This is a genomic window from Sphingomonas sp. Root241 (assembly GCF_001428865.1).
Lineage (GTDB): Bacteria > Pseudomonadota > Alphaproteobacteria > Sphingomonadales > Sphingomonadaceae > Sphingomonas.
Map to the genome: position 1 here is coordinate 317,259 of NZ_LMIV01000004.1, position 18,405 is coordinate 335,663.

At 66.1% G+C, this 18,405-nt stretch carries 16 protein-coding genes; 5 read left to right on the top strand and 11 right to left on the bottom strand.

All coding sequences use genetic code 11. The features are described 5' to 3' along the window. Positions 1 to 10: 10 nt before the first annotated feature. On the bottom strand, positions 11 to 925 hold the full coding sequence (locus ASE13_RS18615) for a formylglycine-generating enzyme family protein (protein WP_056619828.1): 915 nt from the start codon (positions 923 to 925) through the stop codon (positions 11 to 13). Between the two features lie 251 nt (positions 926 to 1,176). Between ASE13_RS18615 and otsB the strand changes: the two genes are divergently transcribed. The 3 genes from otsB to ASE13_RS18630 are packed head-to-tail and all read left to right on the top strand — an operon-like array spanning position 1,177 to position 5,083. Beyond that, the gene (gene otsB, locus ASE13_RS18620) at positions 1,177 to 1,908 is read left to right on the top strand and encodes a trehalose-phosphatase (protein WP_056619831.1); all 732 of its coding nucleotides are present in this window, start codon (positions 1,177 to 1,179) and stop codon (positions 1,906 to 1,908) included. After that, positions 1,905 to 3,701, top strand: coding sequence for a glycoside hydrolase family 15 protein (locus ASE13_RS18625; RefSeq protein ID WP_056619834.1), 1,797 nt, complete (start codon positions 1,905 to 1,907; stop codon positions 3,699 to 3,701). The genes otsB and ASE13_RS18625 overlap by 4 nt, the downstream gene beginning before the upstream one ends. Then, positions 3,698 to 5,083 (top strand): alpha,alpha-trehalose-phosphate synthase (UDP-forming), encoded by a 1,386-nt coding sequence (locus ASE13_RS18630; protein ID WP_056620179.1) that lies wholly within the window; start codon positions 3,698 to 3,700, stop codon positions 5,081 to 5,083. Before ASE13_RS18625 ends, ASE13_RS18630 begins: the two co-directional genes overlap by 4 nt. A gap of 162 nt (positions 5,084 to 5,245) precedes the next feature. Here the strand turns inward: ASE13_RS18630 and ASE13_RS18635 are convergent, their stop codons facing one another. From ASE13_RS18635 to ASE13_RS18670, 8 genes are read right to left on the bottom strand one after another with little or no spacing between them, the layout of a single operon-like run. Further along, complete coding sequence (locus ASE13_RS18635; RefSeq protein ID WP_056619842.1) at positions 5,246 to 6,922, bottom strand: GMC family oxidoreductase; 1,677 nt, start codon at positions 6,920 to 6,922, stop codon at positions 5,246 to 5,248. Positions 6,923 to 6,945: 23 nt separating this feature from the next. Then, positions 6,946 to 7,785, bottom strand: a complete 840-nt coding sequence (locus ASE13_RS18640; protein ID WP_056619846.1) for a sugar phosphate isomerase/epimerase family protein — start codon at positions 7,783 to 7,785, stop codon at positions 6,946 to 6,948. Then, positions 7,782 to 8,339 (bottom strand): gluconate 2-dehydrogenase subunit 3 family protein, encoded by a 558-nt coding sequence (locus ASE13_RS18645; protein WP_056620182.1) that lies wholly within the window; start codon positions 8,337 to 8,339, stop codon positions 7,782 to 7,784. Before ASE13_RS18645 ends, ASE13_RS18640 begins: the two co-directional genes overlap by 4 nt. Next, positions 8,339 to 9,166 carry a DUF1080 domain-containing protein gene (locus ASE13_RS18650; RefSeq protein WP_235537053.1) on the bottom strand — a complete coding sequence of 276 codons (828 nt, stop codon included), beginning with the start codon at positions 9,164 to 9,166 and terminating at the stop codon, positions 8,339 to 8,341. The genes ASE13_RS18645 and ASE13_RS18650 overlap by 1 nt, the downstream gene beginning before the upstream one ends. Before the next feature lie 11 nt (positions 9,167 to 9,177). Next, positions 9,178 to 10,086 (bottom strand): hydroxypyruvate isomerase family protein, encoded by a 909-nt coding sequence (locus ASE13_RS18655; RefSeq protein WP_056619855.1) that lies wholly within the window; start codon positions 10,084 to 10,086, stop codon positions 9,178 to 9,180. Further along, the gene (locus tag ASE13_RS18660) at positions 10,083 to 11,384 is read right to left on the bottom strand and encodes an MFS transporter (protein ID WP_056619859.1); all 1,302 of its coding nucleotides are present in this window, start codon (positions 11,382 to 11,384) and stop codon (positions 10,083 to 10,085) included. The genes ASE13_RS18655 and ASE13_RS18660 overlap by 4 nt, the downstream gene beginning before the upstream one ends. 42 nt (positions 11,385 to 11,426) lie before the next feature. Beyond that, the gene (locus tag ASE13_RS18665) at positions 11,427 to 12,470 is read right to left on the bottom strand and encodes a sugar phosphate isomerase/epimerase family protein (RefSeq protein WP_056619861.1); all 1,044 of its coding nucleotides are present in this window, start codon (positions 12,468 to 12,470) and stop codon (positions 11,427 to 11,429) included. A 25-nt stretch (positions 12,471 to 12,495) separates the two neighbouring features. Beyond that, positions 12,496 to 12,888 carry a c-type cytochrome gene (locus ASE13_RS18670; protein WP_056619864.1) on the bottom strand — a complete coding sequence of 131 codons (393 nt, stop codon included), beginning with the start codon at positions 12,886 to 12,888 and terminating at the stop codon, positions 12,496 to 12,498. Between the two features lie 126 nt (positions 12,889 to 13,014). On the opposite strand from ASE13_RS18670, the gene ASE13_RS18675 reads away from it, so the two are divergent. Both ASE13_RS18675 and ASE13_RS18680 read left to right on the top strand, forming a co-directional pair. Continuing rightward, positions 13,015 to 14,214: a Gfo/Idh/MocA family protein gene (locus tag ASE13_RS18675; protein WP_056619867.1), complete on the top strand. Its 1,200-nt coding sequence runs from the start codon at positions 13,015 to 13,017 to the stop codon at positions 14,212 to 14,214. Between the two features lie 57 nt (positions 14,215 to 14,271). After that, positions 14,272 to 15,039, top strand: a complete 768-nt coding sequence (locus tag ASE13_RS18680; protein ID WP_056619869.1) for a DUF1080 domain-containing protein — start codon at positions 14,272 to 14,274, stop codon at positions 15,037 to 15,039. A gap of 9 nt (positions 15,040 to 15,048) precedes the next feature. On the opposite strand, the gene ASE13_RS18685 is transcribed toward ASE13_RS18680, so the two are convergent. Beyond that, the gene (locus ASE13_RS18685) at positions 15,049 to 16,110 is read right to left on the bottom strand and encodes a PepSY-associated TM helix domain-containing protein (RefSeq protein WP_056619874.1); all 1,062 of its coding nucleotides are present in this window, start codon (positions 16,108 to 16,110) and stop codon (positions 15,049 to 15,051) included. Between the two features lie 16 nt (positions 16,111 to 16,126). Next, positions 16,127 to 18,361, bottom strand: a complete 2,235-nt coding sequence (locus ASE13_RS18690; RefSeq protein WP_056619879.1) for a TonB-dependent receptor — start codon at positions 18,359 to 18,361, stop codon at positions 16,127 to 16,129. Positions 18,362 to 18,405: the final 44 nt, after the last annotated feature.

An 18,405-nucleotide genomic window follows, 5' to 3' on the forward strand; every position in this document is an offset into this window, starting at 1 on the left:
CGCGACGCAGTCAGCCGCGGATGATGCAGCGGAACCCGATATGGCTGGTCGCGCTCTCGATCGCCTGCGCGTGGCGCGCCGCTGGCCGATAGCGCTGGCAATAGCTTGCCGCGCAGAGATGCGATCCGCCCTTCAGCACCTTGCGCCCGATCGGCGGGCCTGAGGGATCCACGCTGTTCTTCCGATTGCCGCCGCGCGGATCGGGTATCGCGCAGCACGGGCTCTTGTCCTTGCCCGGCCGTGCGACTTTCGGAACCGAATACCAGTCGCGCGTCCATTCCCAGACATTGCCGATCATGTCGTACAGGCCGTGGCCATTTGCGGGGTAGGAGGTCACCGGCGTGGTCCGGTACCCGCCATCGGCGCGTTGGTTGGCGAAGGGGAACAGGCCCTGCCAGTAATTGGCGAGGATCGCGCCGCTCGGCGCCAGTTCGTCTCCCCAGGCATAATCGGCGGCTTCGAGGCCGCCGCGCGCCGCGAACTCCCATTCGGCTTCGGTCGGCAGCATCTTGCCCGCCCAGGCGGCATAGGCCTCCGCGTCGGCATAAGCGATGTGGACCACGGGATGGTCGAGCAGGGTCTCGACCGTGCTGTCCGGACCGGTGGGATGCCGCCACTCGGCACCGGGCACGAATGCCCACCACTGGCTGTAGTCGTCGAGTGCGACCGGCTCGGGAGTTCGTTCGAAGACCAGCGAACCCGCGCGTGCGGTTTCCGCGGTCAGGCCCGGATAATCGCGCGGGTCGGGGACGACCTCGGCAACGGTGCGATATCCCGTCGCATCGACGAAAGCGGCGAACTGGCGATTGGTGACCGGCGTTTCGTCGATCCAGAAACCCCCGACGCGTACGCGCCGGACGGGGCTCTCCTCGGAATAGAAGCGCTCCGACCCCATGGCAAAAACGCCACCGGCAATGTGGCGCATACCCGCCAACTGGTCTGAATTCGTTGACAATTGCTCCATCCGCTTCACCGCTACGCGATCGGACCTTGGGGAACAACGGCATATCGGCGCGCTCTAACGGCTCCGGCGGCACAGCGGCGTCTTCCCCGTCCGTGCAGGACCAGCGGAACCCGATCGCATCCCGCCCGTTCCCTGAAAGGGCGCGCGGGCGGCACTCGCGCTGCGCCTTGTTGCTTTGAAAGGGCGCGGACATCTCGATCGGCCGGACCAACATGCTGTCCCCACCTCCCGCATCGTTGCTGACGAATGCGAGTCTCTTCCTCGATTTCGACGGCACGTTGGTCGATCTGGCGGATCGCCCCGATGAGGTGATCGCCGACGCGGAACTGCGCGCGCTGCTCGCCCGGCTCAACCTTCGACTCGGTGGACGGATGGCCGTGATCAGCGGCCGTTCGATCGCCCAGCTCGACGCGATACTGGGCCCGGTCGCACAGGAAGTCGCATTGTCGGGAAGCCATGGCTGCGAGCATCGCTGGCAGGGCATCTCCGCCCAGCCGCACCGTCCGCCGACGCTCGATCAGGCAGCTGAACGCATGCGCCCGTTCGCCGATCGCTTTGCCGGCGCGGTGCTCGAGGAGAAGAGCTACGGCGTGGCGCTGCATTACCGCCTCTGCCCGGAAATCGAGAAAGAGGCCGTCGCGCTGGCGTGGCACGTCGCGCGCGACCTCGAACTCGAATTGCAGGAAGGCAAGATGATGATCGAGCTGCGTGTACCAGGCGGCGACAAGGGCGTGGCGGTGCGGCGCATGATGCGGCTCGCGCCGATGAAGGGCACCACGCCCATCTTCATCGGCGACGACCGTACCGACGAGAACGGCTTCGAGGCGGTTGCCGAGCTGGGCGGCGCAGGCATCTTCGTCGGCAAGCCCGGAGAGACCGGGGCGCAGTATCTGCTGGAGAGTCCGGCGGCGGTGCGTGCCTGGCTGGAGCGGGCGGCAGCATGACCGCGACGCTCGACCTCTGGCCGATCGGCAATTGCCAGGTCTCCGCGCTCGTCGACCGCAACGGACGCTTCGTCTGGGGCTGCGTGCCCCGGGTCGACGGCGATCCTGCATTCTCCTCGTTGCTCGATGCGGCGCCGCGCGCGGCGGAGGGCGCGCGCGGCTTCTGGGAAATCGACCTCGAGGACTGCGTCGACACCACGCAGCATTATCTGGACAACACGCCGATCCTGGTGACGCGCCATACCGATCGCGACGGCAATGCGATCGAAGTGATCGACTTTTGTCCGCGCTTCCGGCGCAGCGGTCGCATGTACCGGCCGGTCGCGTTCGCGCGCATCGTCCGCCCCGTGATCGGCTCGCCGCGGATCCGCGTCCGTCTGCGTCCGGCGCGCGACTGGGGGGCGAGCGATGCGGCGACGACGCGCGGATCGAACCATATCCGCTATCTGCTCGCCGATACCGTGCTGCGGCTCAGCACCACCGCGCCGATCGGCTGGATCGAGGACGAGCGGCTGTTCCGCGTCGAGCGCTCGCTCCACTTCTTCCTCGGCCCGGACGAGAGCTTCGCTGATGATATTCGCGTCGCGCTGGAGACGATGTTCGACCGCACCGCGCAGGAATGGCGCGAATGGGTGCGGGGGCTCGCCACGCCGTTGGAATGGCAGGAAGCGGTGATCCGCAGCGCGATCACCCTCAAATTGTGCCAGCACGAGGAGACCGGAGCGATCGTCGCGGCGCTCACCACCTCGATCCCCGAACATGCCGGCTCGCAACGCAATTGGGACTATCGCTACTGCTGGATCCGCGACGCTTATTACACGGTTCAGGCGCTAAACCGGCTGGGCGCGCTCGATGTGCTGGAAACCTATCTCGAATATCTGCGCAACATCGTCGACAATGCGAGAGGCGGGCACATCCAGCCGCTGTACGGCGTCGGCGGCGAGGCGCGGCTGGAGGAGCGGGAGGCACCCGGCCTCACCGGCTATCGCGGCATGGGGCCGGTGCGCGTCGGCAACCAGGCCTATGAGCAGGTCCAGCACGATGCCTATGGCCAGATCGTGCTGTCGAACACGCAGAGCTTTTTCGATCAGCGGCTGTTCCGGATGGGCGGCGTTTCCGATTTCGAAGCGCTGGAAACGATCGGCGAACGTGCCTGGGAAGTGCACGACAAGCCCGATGCGGGATTGTGGGAGCTGCGCACCAAGAGCAACGTCCATACCTATTCGGTCGCGATGTGCTGGGCGGCATGCGATCGGCTGGCCAATGCCGCGGCGAAGCTCGGCCTCGCCGAACGCGCCGCCTTCTGGCAGGACCGCGCCGACCGTATCCGCGTCCGGATCGAGCAGTCTGCATGGCGCGAGGGAACCTCGCGGCTCTCGGCGACCTTCGGCGGCGACGATCTCGATGCCAGCCTGATCCAGCTGCTCGATCTTCGTTTCCTGCCGCCCGACGATCCGCGCTTCCGCGGCACATTGCTCGCCGTCGAGGAAGGGCTGCGGCGCGGCAGCCACATGCTGCGTTATGCGACCGAGGACGATTTCGGGCTGCCCGAGACTGCATTCAACGTCTGCACCTTCTGGCTGATCGAGGCGTTGCACGCGACCGGCCGGATCGCGGACGCGCGGGCGCTGTTCGAGGAGATGCTCTCCCGCCGGACCGCGGCAGGATTGCTGTCCGAAGACATCGATCCGCTGACCGGCGAGCTGTGGGGCAATTATCCGCAGACCTATTCGCTGGTCGGCATGATCAATTGCGCGGTGCTGCTGAGCAGGCCGTGGAGCTCAATCCGATGAGCCGCCTGATCGTGGTTTCCAATCGTGTCTCGCCGCCGACCGGCGGCAATGCCAATCAGGGCGGGCTCGCGGTGGCGCTCGCCTCGGCGTTGCGCGAGAGCGACGGCATCTGGTTCGGCTGGTCGGGCGAAGAGGTCGAGCGTTTCACCGGCGAGATCGACTATCAGCGCAACGACGGCGTCGCGACGGCGACGATCGACCTAGAGCCGCAGGATACCGACGAATATTATAACGGCTATGCCAACCGGACCTTGTGGCCGCTCTTCCATTACCGCATCGATCTGGCGGAATACGAGCGCAGCTTCGCCGGCGGCTATGCCCGGGTGAATTCGCGGTTCGCCGATACGCTGCGCCCGCTGATCGAGCCGGACGACCTGATCTGGGTGCATGATTATCATCTGATTCCGTTGGGGCTGGCGCTCCGGCGGCGCGAGTGCCGCAACCGGATGGGCTTTTTCCTGCACATTCCGTGGCCGCCGCGCCGGCTGCTGCTGACGCTTCCGAGCCACGCGGCATTGGTCAAGTCGCTGTTCGCCTATGACGTGATCGGTTTCCAGACCGCGGACTCGCTCGATGCGTTCGTCGATTATGTCCAGGGCGAACTAGGCATGTTCGTCGGATCGGACGGCATCATCCACGTCGCCGGCCGCGTGGTGAAGCTGATCACCTGCCCGATCGGGATCGACGCCGCCGGCTTTCGCCGCGCTGCCGACGATCCCGCCGCGCGCGCCGCGCACGAGGCGATGCTGGAAAGCGCCAACGGGCGGGCGATGCTGATCGGAGTCGACCGGCTCGATTATTCGAAGGGGCTCGAGGAGCGTTTCCTTGCATATGAGCGCTTCCTCGCCGCGCATCCCGAGAAGCACGAACAGGTGTTCCTGCTCCAGATCGCCCCGCCGTCACGCGTCGAGGTCAACAGCTATCAGGAGATCCGCGCCTCGCTCGAAGCGGTGTCGGGCCGCATCAACGGCGCCTATGCCAGCGCCGAATGGGTGCCCATCCGCTACGTCAACCAGGGATATCCGCGCGACGAGCTGGCGGCGATGTACCGCGCCGCGCGCATAGGCCTGGTGACGCCGCTGCGCGACGGGATGAACCTCGTCGCCAAGGAATATGTCGCGGCGCAGGACCCCGACGATCCGGGCGTGCTGATCCTTTCGCGCTTCGCGGGCGCGGCGGAGCAGCTTCGCGAGGCGCTGCTCGTAAATCCCTACAGCGCCGAAGACGTCGCCGATGCGATAGCAGCGGCCCTGGCGATGCCGCGTGAGGAGCGGATTGCCCGATGGTTGCCGTTGATGGCGAATGTCGAGCGCGAGGACGTGACGTGGTGGATGCGCCGCTTCATCGCCGAGCTCGCCGATATGCGACGCGCGGTAGCCTGAGCGAGCGGCAATCGCCTCCGTCGCGGACGGGGGCGATCGCCGACCTAGGTTGAGAACCTATACAAGCTGTTGATTCATAACGGCTGCACTTCGTCCATCGCGAACCCCTTACGTCATCCCCGCTTTCGCGGGGATGACGGATTCTGAATATGAGTCCTGACCCTAGATCGCGCCGGCCTTCAGCTGCTTGACTGCATAATCGGTGGCGCGCGCGGTGAGCGCCATGAAGGTCAGCGAGGGGTTCACGCACGAGATCGACGCCATCTGCGCACCGTCGGTGACGAACAGATTGGCCGCATCGTGCGCCTGGCTCCATTTGTTGAGCACCGATTGCCGCGGATCCGCCGCCATGCGCGCGCCGCCCATTTCGTGGATGGCATCGCCGGGGACGTGCTCGCTGCGGCCGCTCGTCACGTTGAGCAGACCGGCGGCCCTGAGCATCTTCTCGCCCTCGGTCCGCGCATCGTCCATCATCTTGATCTCGTTGTCGCGGAAGGTGACGTCGAAGCGCATCAGCGGAATGCCGAAGCGATCGACCTTGTCGGCGTGCAGGCTGACGCGATTGTCCTCGTACGGCAGGCACTCGCCGAACGCGCCCATGCCGAACTTCCACCCGCCATATTGGCGCATGCCCTGCTTCATCGATGCGCCGAAGCCCTGCGGATAGGCCGGATCGCGTCGCGCGCCGCCCTGATAGCCATAGCCGCGGCGGAACCCGATACCTTCCTCGCCGCCGACATTGCGGAAGCGCGGGATATAGACGCCGCCCGGGCGACGGCCATATTCGATATATTCGGTCATGCCCGGGATATCGCCCGAAATGCCGACGCGGAAGATGTGGTCCATCACGTAGCGGCCCAGCGTGCCGCTATTGTCGAAATGGCTCTTGCCGGTGCCCGGGATCCGCGAGTTCATCAGGATCTGGGTCGACGCCATCGCCGATGCGCAGAGGAAGACGAGACGGGCGGGGATCACTTCGGCCTGCTTGGTCTTGGCATCGACCACGCGGACGCCCGTGACCTTCTTCGTCTTCGGATCATATTCGAGGTTGGAGACGACCGCGTCGGGGCGCAGCGTCAGCCGGCCGGTGGCGCGGGCGGCGGGAAGGGTGACCGCCTGGGTCGAGAAATAGGCGCCGAACGAGCAGCCGCGGCCGCACTGATTGCGGAACTGGCATTTGGTGCGGCCCTGCGCCTCCTTGTCCTCGGTCATGTTGGACAGGCGGGTGTTGATCAGCTTGCGGCCGGGCGAAGTCGCCTCGAGCCGCTCCTTCACCCATTTTTCGGCGATGTTCATCTGCATCGGCGGCTGGAAGGCGCTGTCGGGCAGCTGGGGCAGATTCTCGCGCGAGCCCGACACGCCGATATACTTCTCGACATAATCGTACCACGGCGCGAGGTCGTCATAGCGGATCGGCCAGTCGATCCCGACATTCTCGCGCTTGTTGGCCTCGAAATCCTCAGGGCTCCAGCGGAAGCTCCAGCGCCCCCAGATCAGCGACTTGCCGCCGACCGCGCCGGGGCGGATCCAGTAGAATTTCTCGCCCTCGCCATAGGCGTAGGGGTTGAGCCGGTCGTTGTTGTAGAACTTCCGGTTGCCGGGCGAGACATAGCCGTATTTGGCGATGAAATAATCGCTGTCGAGCAGCGCCTTGGGCATCATGTCGCGCGCCGGGATCTCATAAGCGGGCTTGCCGTCGAAATCGTAATCCTCGCCATGCTCGACCATGATGCCGCGGTCGAGCATCAGGACCTTGAGGCCCTTTTCGGTCAATTCCTTCGCCGCCCATCCGCCGCTCACTCCGGAGCCGATGACGATCGCATCGAACTTGTCAGCCATGCTTGTGATCCTCGAATACTGGGTTACGCGCGCAGACGGCTGAGCGTCGCGAAGCTGGTCTGGATGTCGGGAAGATACGGCGCGGGCGACTGATCGTTCTCGACGTAGAAATGCTTCACGCCGGCCGTGCCGTTGAGCGTGAAGATATCGGCGAAATCGATCACGCCCTTGCCGACGCTGGTCATCTTGCCGTCGGCGGTGCGATCCTTGACATGATAGGCATAGATCCGTCCGGGGTTCCGCTTGATGATCGCCTTGGGATCCTCGCCCGCGGCGACTGCCCAGAACAGGTCGAGCTCGAGCTTGACCAGGGCCGGATCGGTGTCGGCGAGCAGCGTGTCGTACAGGCTGCGGCCGTCGGGCTTGGTCGTGAACTCGAAATCATGGTTGTGATAGGCGAAGTCGAGCCCGGACTTCTTGAGCTGTTCGGCCCAGCGGCTGAAATTGGCGACCGCCGCCTTCCAGCTCTCGGCATTGCGCTGCTCGGCGGTCATGTACGGCAGGATCACCGTATCGGCGCCCAGCGTCTTCGCCATCTTCACTGCGCCGGCGAAATCGCCGCTCAGCGCGTCGTAGCCGATGTGGAGCGAGGGCGATTTGAGCCCGAGCCGATCCATCGTCTTGCGGAGCGCGGCATGATCCATCTTGTCATAGCCGCCGCCGCCATATTCGACTTCGCGATAGCCGATCTTCGCCACCGTCTCGAGCGTGCCCATCGGGTCCTTCGAGAAGAGTTCGCGCACGGTGTAGAGCTGGATCCCGATCGGCTTGGGCTTGAGGCCCTTCGCCACCAGCGGACCGGCCGCGAGCGTAGTCGCGAGCGCGGCACCGCCCGCCATCCATTGCCGTCGGCTGATCATCATGACGAAAACACCTTGTTGACCTTCGAATAGGGATAGGCGCCGTCATACCGCCCGGGAACGGGCAGATATTCGCGCTCCTGGGTGATGCCGACTTCCGAAGTGAAATAGCCGGTGATGACGAGCTGGCGGAACTTCTCGAAGAAGTCCTTGCCGCCGGGAATCTTGTCTTCCATCGCCAGCGTCAGCAGCGCATCCTGCTGCGCGGGCGTCGCCTTGTCGGCCGCGACCTTGTAATCGGCCTGGCTGCGCGTCTCGATCGCGTCGAGGCCGTCGACGATCGGCTTGCGATCGCCGGGCGCGGCCCAGTCGGCGAGCAATTTCTCGATGAAGGCGGGCACGCCGGCGGTGATCGCCCCGGGCGTGTCGGTGGTCGGCATCACCCGCTCGCTGAGCGCGGTCATCAGCGCCCGCTGCTGCGCGGTGAACACCGGGCTGCTCGGCGGCCCGTCGCTGATCGGTGTCATCTGCGCCGCCGCGGCGCGCGCGATCGGCGCGAAGAGGCTGGCACCGAACATCGCGACCATTCCGGCCAGCGCGTCTCTGCGGTCGATAATCATTTCACGATACCCTCAAAGTCGTAGCTCGCCGCCGCTTCGGGCAGCGGGCGTACCCAGATGTTACGGAACGAAACCGGTGAATTATGGTCCTGGAGCTGGATCGGCGCGGCATCGGCATGCGCTTCGTACGTGCCGACCTTGCGCCAGATCGTACCCCCCAGCCAGGGCTGCCGGTTCTGCACCAGCACGCCGTTCAGGAACGCGGTGATATAGGCCGGGCGCAGCAATTTGCCGTCGGCGCCGAAATGCGGGCGCTCGAAGACCACGTCGTAGCTCTGCCATTCGCCAGGCTTGCGCGACGCGTTCACCAGCGGCGGCTTCCAGCCATAGATCGCCCCGACGGTGCCGTCGGCATAAGTGGGGTTCTGATAGCCGTCGAGGATCTGGATCTCGTAGCGCTGCATGAACCAGATGCCGCTATTGCCGCGATCCTGCGAGCTCTTGGTCGGCGGATTGGGTGAGCGGAATTCGAGATGGAGCTGGACGTCGCCGAAGCTCGCCTTGCTGATCAGCGCATTCTCGCCGCCGCCGCCTGCGCGCGGCACCGAAGTGGCGGCACCGTCCTTGACCGTCCAGGGCGTCGTCTGGGGCTGCCACGCGTCGAGCGACTTGCCGTCGAACAGCACCACCGCGTCCGAAGGCGGCGCGCCCGGCACCGCACCCGGCGTGACCACCGTCGGATACGGCCGGTCCGCGTCGTGGACGTGCCACTTGCCGCCGGGCAGCATCGGCGTGTCCTTGAAGCCGGGCTTCTCCTGCGCGAGGGCGGGGCTCCCCGCCATTATGGTCACCGCAATCGCGGCGCCCCATGCGATACGCTTCACTGCTTCCTCCCTCATGCCGCGTCGATCTCGCGATAGGCGGCGATCAGCCGGTCCTCGCCGGCACGTCCGTCGATCGAATTGCCGTGCTCCATGCCGATCACGCCGGCATATTTCTTCGCGCGCAGCCAGCGCACGACGTTGCGGTAATTGACCTCGCCGGTGCTCGGCTCCTTGCGGCCCGGATTGTCGCCGAACTGGATATAGGCGATCTCGTCCCAGCAGCTTTGCAGCGTGTTGATCAAATTCCCGGCCTGGATCTGCTGGTGATAGAGATCGGCGAGCACTTTCACCGCGGGGCTGTGGACACCCTTGGCGACGGCGAGCCCCTGGGGAATGGACTGCATGAACACGCCCGGATGGTTCACCAGCGTGTTCAGCGGTTCCATCACCATCACCAGGCCGTGCGGCTCGACGATCTCGGCGGCGCGGCGCATCGTATCGATGATCCGGCCGGTCTGGATCTCGACCGGCAGCTTGCGATCGAGGAAGCCGGTGACCACCGTCGTCCATTTGGCGTTGAGGCGCTTGGCGACATCGATCGAGGCGCGGATATCGGCGAGGAAAGCCTGGCGGTCGGCGTCGTCGTCACCGCCGAGCACCGGACGGAAGTCCGCCCATCTGGGCATGCTCGCGACGAACACGCCCATCGTCATGCCGCGCTGCTGCAGCGCGCGCGCCATCGCGGTCTGCTCGGCCACGGTGCGGCTCGCCGCTTCATTGTCTTCCCAGGCGGTGAAGCCCTGATCGGCGGCGAAAGAGATCTGTTCGAGCCGATCCCCGCGGCTCTTGAAGCTGCCCTCGTGCGGCGCGAAGCCGAGCGAGAAACGCGCGGCGTTCTGGCCGGACGCGGCGCGACCCATCGTCGCCGCACCCGCCGTGGCCGCACTCGCGGCCAGCACGGAACGCCGGGTCAGCCTCATGCCGCTTCGCCCGCGAGGACGGCACGCGACTTGCCGCGTTCGCGCAGCCAGATGAAACCGAACACCAAAAGCAGGACGACCGGCAGGATCGCGAGGCGCTGGAACGATACCGATGCCGCCGCATCCTCGACCGCGAGCTTGGCAGCGCCGGCCAGCCGCGCAAAGGCTTCGGGACCGCCGGCGAACTCGATCTTCGCCTTGTCGAACATCGCGCCCAGCAGCGGCAGCACGAAGAAGCTGGCGAGCGCGCCCGCCGATCCGACCAGTCCCATCGCCCAGGATCCGCCGCGCGGATAGCGTTCGGCGACCGAGGCGAGCATCGTCGGCCACATCACGCACACGCCCAGTCCCCATACCGTCGCCGCGAGGACCGCCGTCACCGGGGTCTGGGCCTGCGAGAGCATGAACAGTCCGATCGCGGCGAGCAGGCTCGATACCCAGAGCAGCCCCGGATTGGAGATCTTGTTCGCCAGCCGGCCCGCGAAATGGCGGAACACGAACATCAGCGCGTTGACATAGACCAGCAGCAGGATGCCGCGCATGCCGACGCGGTTCGTCAGGGCGACGTCGATCCATTGGCCGGGAGCCAGCTCCGACGCGGCGGTGAGGAACATCGCGCCGAACCAGATGAAGAAGCTGGGGCGCCGGAACACCTCGCTCACCATCTCGCCGAAGCTCACGCCGGTCTCGCTGCGCAGGGGGGGCGGGAAGGTGGTCGTCGCGGCGATCACGACAGTCGCGACGGCGGGGATCATCACCAGCGCCATGATCCCCTGCCACGGCAGCGCCGCCGAGAGGAAGAAGCCGGCAAGTCCGCCGACGATGATGCCGCCCGGGAACCAGGCGTGCAGCACGTTGAGCCGATGGGTGGTATCCTCGGGATAGAGCTGTGCCGTCAGCGGATTGATCGCCGCCTCGGTCAGCCCCCAGCCGATGCCGCTGAGCAGCATGCCGAGCCAGACGATCGTATAGATGGTCATGCCGGTCGCGAGATGGCCCGCGGTGACGATCAGCAGCGGCCCGAAGAAGAAGCACAGCCCTGCGCCCAGCAGGCACCTCTTCATGCCGATCTGATCGAGCAGCGCGCTGGCGATGAACAGAGTGATCGCGAAGCTGAGGAACGCGGCGCCCAATGCCGCGGCGAGCAGCTCGCCGGCCTGCAACGGAGCGATCGGATCGATCCACTCGGCCTTGAGCCCGCTGGCGATCGCGCCGCGGATCGCGAGGCTCGACGCGGCGGTGAACAGGGCCAGCACGCCCAGCCAGAACAGCCGTCCCTTGTTCAATGTCGTGGCCATTTTTTGGCTCCCCTCCCTTATGTTCTTGCCCGCGTCACGTCGTCAGGTCAGCCCCAGCAGCTTGCGGTTGAGCCCCGGATCGCTGCCGCCCGCAAAATCGTCGAAAGCCTTGTCCGCGCGGCGGATCATGTGCGCTTCGATGAACGGCGCGCCTTCGCGGGCACCGTCCTCGGGATGCTTGAGGCAGCATTCCCATTCGAGCACCGCCCAGCCGGCGTATCCATATTGCGTAAGCTTCGAGAAGATTCCGCCGAAATCCACCTGTCCGTCGCCGAGCGAGCGGAAGCGGCCGGGGCGGTCGACCCAGTCCTGGAAGCCGCCATAGACGCCCGATCGTCCGGTCGGGTTGAGCTCCGCGTCCTTGACGTGGAACATCCGGATCCGTTCGTGATAGATGTCGATGAACGACAGATAATCGAGCGCCTGCAGCACGTAATGGCTGGGATCGTAGAGGATGTTGGCGCGCGGGTGATTGTCGACGCCGGCCAGGAATCGCTCGAACGTCACGCCGTCGTGCAGGTCTTCGCCGGGGTGGATCTCATAAGCGAGATCGACGCCCTGTTCGTCGAACGCATCGAGGATTGGGCGCCAGCGCTTGGCGAGTTCGCCGAATGCTTCCTCGACCAGCCCGGCGGGGCGCTGTGGCCACGGATAGAGATAAGGCCAGGCGAGGGCGCCCGAGAAGGTGGCATGCGCGTTCAGTCCCAGCCGCCGGCTTGCCTTGGCGGCGAGATGAAGCTGTTCGACCGCCCATTTCTGACGCTCGGCGGGCTTGCCGCGCAACGCCTCGGGCGCGAAGCCGTCGAACGCGACGTCATAGGCGGGATGCACTGCGACCAGCTGGCCCTGCAGATGCGTCGAAAGCTCGGTGATCTCGACGCCCGCCTCGCGGCAGGTGCCGGCGAGTTCGTCGCAATAATCCTGGCTCTCGGCCGCCTTGGCGAGATCGATGCAGCGGCTGTCCCATGTCGGAATCTGGACGCCGACATAACCGGCATCCGCCATCCAGCGCGCGGCCGAAGGCAAAGTGTCGAACGGCGCGGAGTCGCTCATGAACTGGGCGAGGAAAACCGCCGGACCCTTCATGCCACCGCTCTCCCTGATTCGATCGTCACTTCGCGGTTTCGGCCTTGAGATAGGCGATCAGCGCGGCGCGCTTGGCGGGATCGGTGACCTTCATCGGCATGCGCGTGCCCGGCACCTTCTGTGCCGGCGCGGCGAGAAACTGGTCGAGCGTCTGCGCGTTCCAGACGATGTTCGATGCCTTGAGTGCCGGGCTGTAGTTGAACCCTGGGACCGATCCCGCCTTGCGACCGAACAGGCCGTGGAGATTGGGTCCCATTAGGCTCTTTCCGCCGGCCGGAAGCGTATGGCACGCCCGGCACGCGGCGAACGCCTGCGCGCCCGCATCCTGAACGGGAGGCGCCGCGACGGACGGCAACGTTGTCAGTGTAAGCGCGCACAATGTTGCTGCAACGGGCAGCAGTGCGATCAGAGATTTCATTATCCTCTCCGGTCTTGCAACGATCGGTGGCTATCCTCTAACCGGTTGTTCACACGCGTGGCAACCATTTATCAGATATAAAATCGACGGGCCGTTCGCCGTCGTTAGCGCTAACAAGGAGAGACGATGGAAACGGGCACGCAGCCGCGGATACGCTACGGTATGGTCGGAGGAGGCGAGGGCGCGTTCATCGGCGCCGTGCATCGCATGGCGGCGGCGCTGGACGGCGAATATGAGCTGGTCTGCGGCGCATTCAGCAGCGACGCGGGGCGCAACCGGCGCAGCGCCACGGGGCTGGGTATCGACTCCGCACGAGCCTACGCGACGCTCGATGCGCTGCTCGCCGGCGAGGCGGCGTTGCCCGAGGGCCAGCGGATGCAGGTGCTGGCGATCGTCACGCCGAATCATCTCCACGCCCCGGCGGCGATCGCCGCGCTCGACGCGGGTTTCCACGTGATGTCCGAAAAGCCGATGGCGCTGGACCTTGCCGAGGCGCTGGCGATCGAGGCGGCAGTCGCGCGCAGCGGCAGGCTGTACGGACTCGCTTTCACCTATAGCGGCTATCCGCTCGTCGAGGAGGCGCGGGTTCGCGTCGCGCGCGGCGATCTGGGTGCGATCCGGCTGGTGCAGGTCGAATATTCACAGGGCTGGTTGAGTCAGCCGATCGATCGTGACGGTCAGAAGCAGGCCGAATGGCGCACCGATCCCGCACGGGCCGGGTTGGGTGGGTGCCTCGGCGATATCGGCACGCATGCTTTCCAGCTGGCCGAGCATGTCTCGGGCCTCGCGGTCGAGGAACTCAGTGCCGAGCTGACCACACACGTGCCGGGACGCCGTCTCGACGACGATGTGGCGGCGTTGCTGCGGTTCGAAGGCGGCGCGCGCGGCGTGCTCAAGGCCAGCCAGATCGCGGCGGGCGACGAGAACGGACTGCGGCTGCGCGTGCATGGCGAGAAAGGCGGGCTCGACTGGTCGCAGATGGAGCCCAACACGCTCACTATTCGCTGGCTCGACCGGCCGGCCGAGATCGTCCGCGCGGCCGGACCGGGCCTCGATCCGTTGACCACGGCGCGGCTGCGCACGCCCGCGGGCCATCCCGAGGGCTATATCGAGGCATTCGCCAATTTGTACCGCAGCTTCGGCCGCGCGGTGCGCAACGGAGCGCCCATGCCGCCGCAATGGGGTGCGGCGGACTGGTTTCCGGGCATTACCGACGGACTGCGGACGATGACCTTCGTCGAGGCGATGATCGAGAATAGCGGCGGTGCGGCGAAATGGACTTCGCTCGCGCGCCTTCTCGACCAGCGTCGGGCGAGCGCCGCCTGAGAGATGGCCGAACCGATTGGTGAAGCCGAAATGCCTGCAACTGGAGCCGACCGCCTCATGAAACTTTACCTTCTCCCCATGCTGGCGCTGCTCGGCGCCGCCCCCGCTCCCGCGCCTGCGAAGTGGCAGCGTATCTTCGACGGCAAGACGCTCGCCGGCTGGACGCCCAAGATCACCGGCCGCGCCGCGGGCGAGGATCCGCTGCACATGTTCATCGTGAAGGATGGCGCGATCCGCGTCTCGCACGCCAACTACACCAAGTTCACCGGCGAGTTCGGCCACCTCTTCTGGAAGGCCCCGCTCAAGGCCTATCGCATCCGCTTCGAATATCGGCTGTTCGGCGAATCTCTGCCGGGCATCCAGAGCTGGCAGGCCAGCAATTCGGGGCTGATGTTCCATGCGCAGGCACCGGAGACGATGCGGCGCGATCAGGACTTCCCGGTGAGCCTCGAGTTCCAGATTCTCGGCGTTCCGCGCCCGACGCGGGAGCCGACCGGCAATCTGTGCACGCCCGGCACCACCGTGGTGTTCGAAGGCAAGCGCGATCCGCGCCATTGCATCCTTTCCACCTCGCCGCTGGAGCCGGTAGGCCGCTGGGTTCGGGCGGGGCTGGAGGTGCTGCCCAATGGCGAGGTCACCCATTTCATCGACGGCAAGGCCGTGCTGCATTATTCCGCGATCGAGCTCGACCCAGGAGACAAGGACGCGCAGCCGCTGATCGCGGCGCAGGGCGGCAAGCTGCAGCTGCAGCAGGGCTATATCGCGCTGCAGAGCGAGGGCCACCAGATCGAGTTCCGCAATATCGAGCTGCAGAAGATCGATTGAGGGCGCGGATCAGCGGGGACGTTTCTGCCGGGGCCGTCTGAACCAGAAGGTCCAGACGGTGAGGCTGCCGAGCAGCATCAGCGCCAGGCCGGAGACCGTCATCACCAGCCGCCAGGCGAGCCCGCCGACCTTGGCGGCGTGCAGCGGATAGGCGCCGTTGAAGACCTGGGTCCCCGCGGGGAGCGCCAGCGCGTCGGTGGCGGCGAGCAGGCGGCCGTCGACGGCATCGAAGGCGAGCGTCGAGCGGCCGTTGGGCAGCCATTCGGCGGCACGCTTCATGCGGATCGCGATCGGATCGCCCGGCTTGCGGGGCAATGCCAGGAGGCGGATCTGGGCATCGGGGAAACGCGCATGCGCCGCGGCGATGATCGCGCGCCAGTCCGGATGCGCGGCGAGCGGGCCGCTCTTCGCCTTGGCAGGGGCGTTCGCGGCGAGCGCCGCGCCGGGCGCGCCAAAGGGGGCGATCACGATGGCCGCGAACGGCTTGAAGATCATCATCGTGCCGGTGACCGCCGAAAGCAGCAGCAATGGCGCCATAACGATGCCGAAATCGCGATGCTGCATCACGATCGCCGGCCGACTCAGCCTTCTGGGCCAGAGCCTGAACCTGAATGTCCCCCGCACACGCCACCACAGCATCGCGCCGGTGACGACGAACACTATCGCCGCGAGCCCTGCCACGCCGATGATCGTCTCGCCAAAATCGCCGGTGAAGAGGTGATGATGGAGATCGAAGATCCAGAGCTCGGGACGTTCCCACTGGCTCTGCCAGCGTGTGACCACGTTGCCCGCCTGATCGGCATAGGCGCCGGCGCCTTTGGGCAGGCGCAGCTGGTGCAGCGCGGACCGGTCGCTGGCGTACAGGATCGACTGTGCCTTGGGCTCCGCGGCGAGCAGCTTCTCGGTCGCTGCGCCGATCGCGGCCGGATCCGTGACCAGCGCATCGCCGGCATGAGGGAGCAGCAGCCAGCTCTCCTTGTGGACGAGGATCGTGCCGGTCAGTCCCATGATCGCCAGCACCAGACCGACGATCCCGCCGGTCCAGCGATGTATCAAGTCGAGCAGCTTCATCGGAAGCGCCCTTCACTCAAAACCGGTAATCCCAGCCGAGCGTGAACGCGCGGCCGCGCCCGGCGAAATAGCTCAGATTGTCGGTCGGCAGGCGGGTGTCGGAGCTGTAGTCGATATATTGCTTGTCGAAGAGGTTCGACACGCTGAACGTCAGTCCGCCGAGCCCGGTCTGATAGCGCAGATACACATCGGTGAGCGCGTAGCCGCCGAAATCGTTCAGATAGAGCTTCTGCGGGTGCGCCGGATTAATGTCGTCGATCGCGCGGGCCCTGCCGTCGAAACGGCGCGACAGGAAGAACTGGGTCTGCACGCGCGCGCTGAACGGGCCGCTGGAATAATCGGCGGCGAGGTTGAGGCGGTCGGGGGAGATGTTGGTGCCGTCGAGGTCGCTGTCGACCTTGCCGTCGGGCACGGTGTCGCTGTCGTAGCGTCCGGCGAGATGGGCGTAGCCGACATTCACGTGCAGCCCGTCGATCGGCAGCCTGACGCCCAGATTGACCTCCAGCCCCTGGATTTCGACGCGCAGGCGCTGGACATCGAAGATGCCGCCCGGATTGGCGATGAGCAACTGGCCCTTGTCGCTCGACGACCAGAAATAGGTCACCGAGGCATCGAGCGGCCCGCGCTTCACTTCCATGCCGATCTCGCGATTGTTCGACACGATCGGCGCGATATCGAGGAAATTGTCGATATCGACACCCGCGGTGCCGACCGCGCGCGTGATGCGGCCGATATCGGGCACGGTAAAACCCTCGGCATAGCTGGCATAAGCGCGGATGCCCGGCACCGGCTCGAGGATCACGCCGCCGTTGAGCAGGGCATCGGAGAAGGTGGGCGATCCGCCCGCCACCGCGACGCCGCCATAGGTCGCCGGATTTTTGTTGCGGAAAGTGGTCGACGCCAGCGTGTGGTAATCGTCGACGGTGATCTTCACATTCTCGTAGCGCACGCCGCCAGCGAGGCGCAGCTTCTTGTCGAAGAGTGCGAGGTTCGCCTGGACGAACGGCGCGAGGCTGCGGAAAGCGGTGGGCGGCACCCAGACCCGGCCGGTCGCGATCAGCCGCTGTTCGGTGCTGTCGGTCAGCGCATCGAAGCCGAGCGTCGCGGTGAGCGCCTCGAAGCCCGGGACGGCGCGCTCATAGCTGATCTTGCCGCCCAGCTTGCGCGAGCGGTTCTCGGACTGGTCGAACAGGGTACCAAGCGGCGCGATCGCCGGATCCTGGAAGGTCGGGATCGGTGCGATCTCGCCGCCGAACGTATCGTGCGTGCGGTTGAAGAAGATCTGGCTGACGAGGTTGCCGCCCCAGAGCGACGTGTCGGTATAGGAAAGCGCGATGCTCTCGGTGCGGCTCGCGGCGGGGGTGCCGGGTGGATCGCCGCGCACTGCGCCGGTCGGCACGCCGGTCGCGCGATTGCCGGCGAGCGCGACATAGTCGCCGTCGCCGTCGAGCTCGAAGCGGCTGGCGATCAGATCGAGCCGGCCGGTTTCGCCGACCTGATAGCCGAGGCGGGCGAACAGCGAGAGCGTCTTCGAATCCTGCGTCTCGCCCTGGGTGAGATTCAGGCCGACGCGGCGGCCGTCGCCGTCGTAGAACACGCCGCGCTTCTCATAAGCGGCACCCACGGTCGCATCGAAGCGCCCGGCCTTGTACTGGACGAGGCCCGCGGCCTTGCCGCCGATCCCATCGCCGCGGAAATCATTGTCGGCGGTGCCCTGCAGCAGGACGCGGCCGCTGACGCCGTCTTGCTGCGGTGCGCCCACCGTCACCTGATTGACGATGCCGCCGGTGCCGCCGATCCCCTGCAGCGCGTTCGAGCCGTAGATCAGCTCGACACGATCGACGAAGAAGCCGTCGATCGTGAAGCCGTCGCGGCTGCCGTCGCGCAAGGGAGTCGATTGGGGAATGCCGTTGATCGCATAGAGCGGCGAACGGCCGCGCAGCGTCTCGCCCGCGCCCGAGAGCTTCTGGCGGGTAGGGGAGAAAGAAGGCGTGAGGTTCGCCACGGCATCGGTGACCGAGCCCGAGATCGCGATCTGCTGATCGAGCGTCTTCTTGTCGATCACGTCGATGGTGAGCGGCAATGCGTTGGGCGGAAGGATCGTGCGCGCGGCGGTGACGACGATCTCGTCGGCATCGGGCGCATCGTCCGCAGCCGCGGGCGTGACGGCTACGTCTTGCGCGAACGCCGTGCAGGGCATGGTTGCGATCAATGCGAACAGAGGCAGTGAAAAATGCGAGCGACGCGACATGGGGTTCCCCCGCCTGCTCGGCCTCATGCCGGCAGGTCTGTTGC

Excerpts from the sequence above, each read along its gene's own strand:
- ASE13_RS18615 (WP_056619828.1), bottom strand. The coding sequence starts at position 925 with ATGCGCCACATTGCCGGTGGCGTTTTTGCCATGGGGTCGGAGCGCTTC.
- otsB (WP_056619831.1), top strand. The coding sequence starts at position 1,177 with ATGCTGTCCCCACCTCCCGCATCGTTGCTGACGAATGCGAGTCTCTTC.
- ASE13_RS18625 (WP_056619834.1), top strand. The coding sequence starts at position 1,905 with ATGACCGCGACGCTCGACCTCTGGCCGATCGGCAATTGCCAGGTCTCC.
- ASE13_RS18630 (WP_056620179.1), top strand. The coding sequence starts at position 3,698 with ATGAGCCGCCTGATCGTGGTTTCCAATCGTGTCTCGCCGCCGACCGGC.
- ASE13_RS18635 (WP_056619842.1), bottom strand. The coding sequence starts at position 6,922 with ATGGCTGACAAGTTCGATGCGATCGTCATCGGCTCCGGAGTGAGCGGC.
- ASE13_RS18640 (WP_056619846.1), bottom strand. The coding sequence starts at position 7,785 with ATGATGATCAGCCGACGGCAATGGATGGCGGGCGGTGCCGCGCTCGCG.
- ASE13_RS18655 (WP_056619855.1), bottom strand. The coding sequence starts at position 10,086 with ATGAGGCTGACCCGGCGTTCCGTGCTGGCCGCGAGTGCGGCCACGGCG.
- ASE13_RS18660 (WP_056619859.1), bottom strand. The coding sequence starts at position 11,384 with ATGGCCACGACATTGAACAAGGGACGGCTGTTCTGGCTGGGCGTGCTG.
- ASE13_RS18665 (WP_056619861.1), bottom strand. The coding sequence starts at position 12,470 with ATGAAGGGTCCGGCGGTTTTCCTCGCCCAGTTCATGAGCGACTCCGCG.
- ASE13_RS18670 (WP_056619864.1), bottom strand. The coding sequence starts at position 12,888 with ATGAAATCTCTGATCGCACTGCTGCCCGTTGCAGCAACATTGTGCGCG.
- ASE13_RS18675 (WP_056619867.1), top strand. The coding sequence starts at position 13,015 with ATGGAAACGGGCACGCAGCCGCGGATACGCTACGGTATGGTCGGAGGA.
- ASE13_RS18680 (WP_056619869.1), top strand. The coding sequence starts at position 14,272 with ATGAAACTTTACCTTCTCCCCATGCTGGCGCTGCTCGGCGCCGCCCCC.
- ASE13_RS18685 (WP_056619874.1), bottom strand. The coding sequence starts at position 16,110 with ATGAAGCTGCTCGACTTGATACATCGCTGGACCGGCGGGATCGTCGGT.
- ASE13_RS18690 (WP_056619879.1), bottom strand. The coding sequence starts at position 18,361 with ATGTCGCGTCGCTCGCATTTTTCACTGCCTCTGTTCGCATTGATCGCA.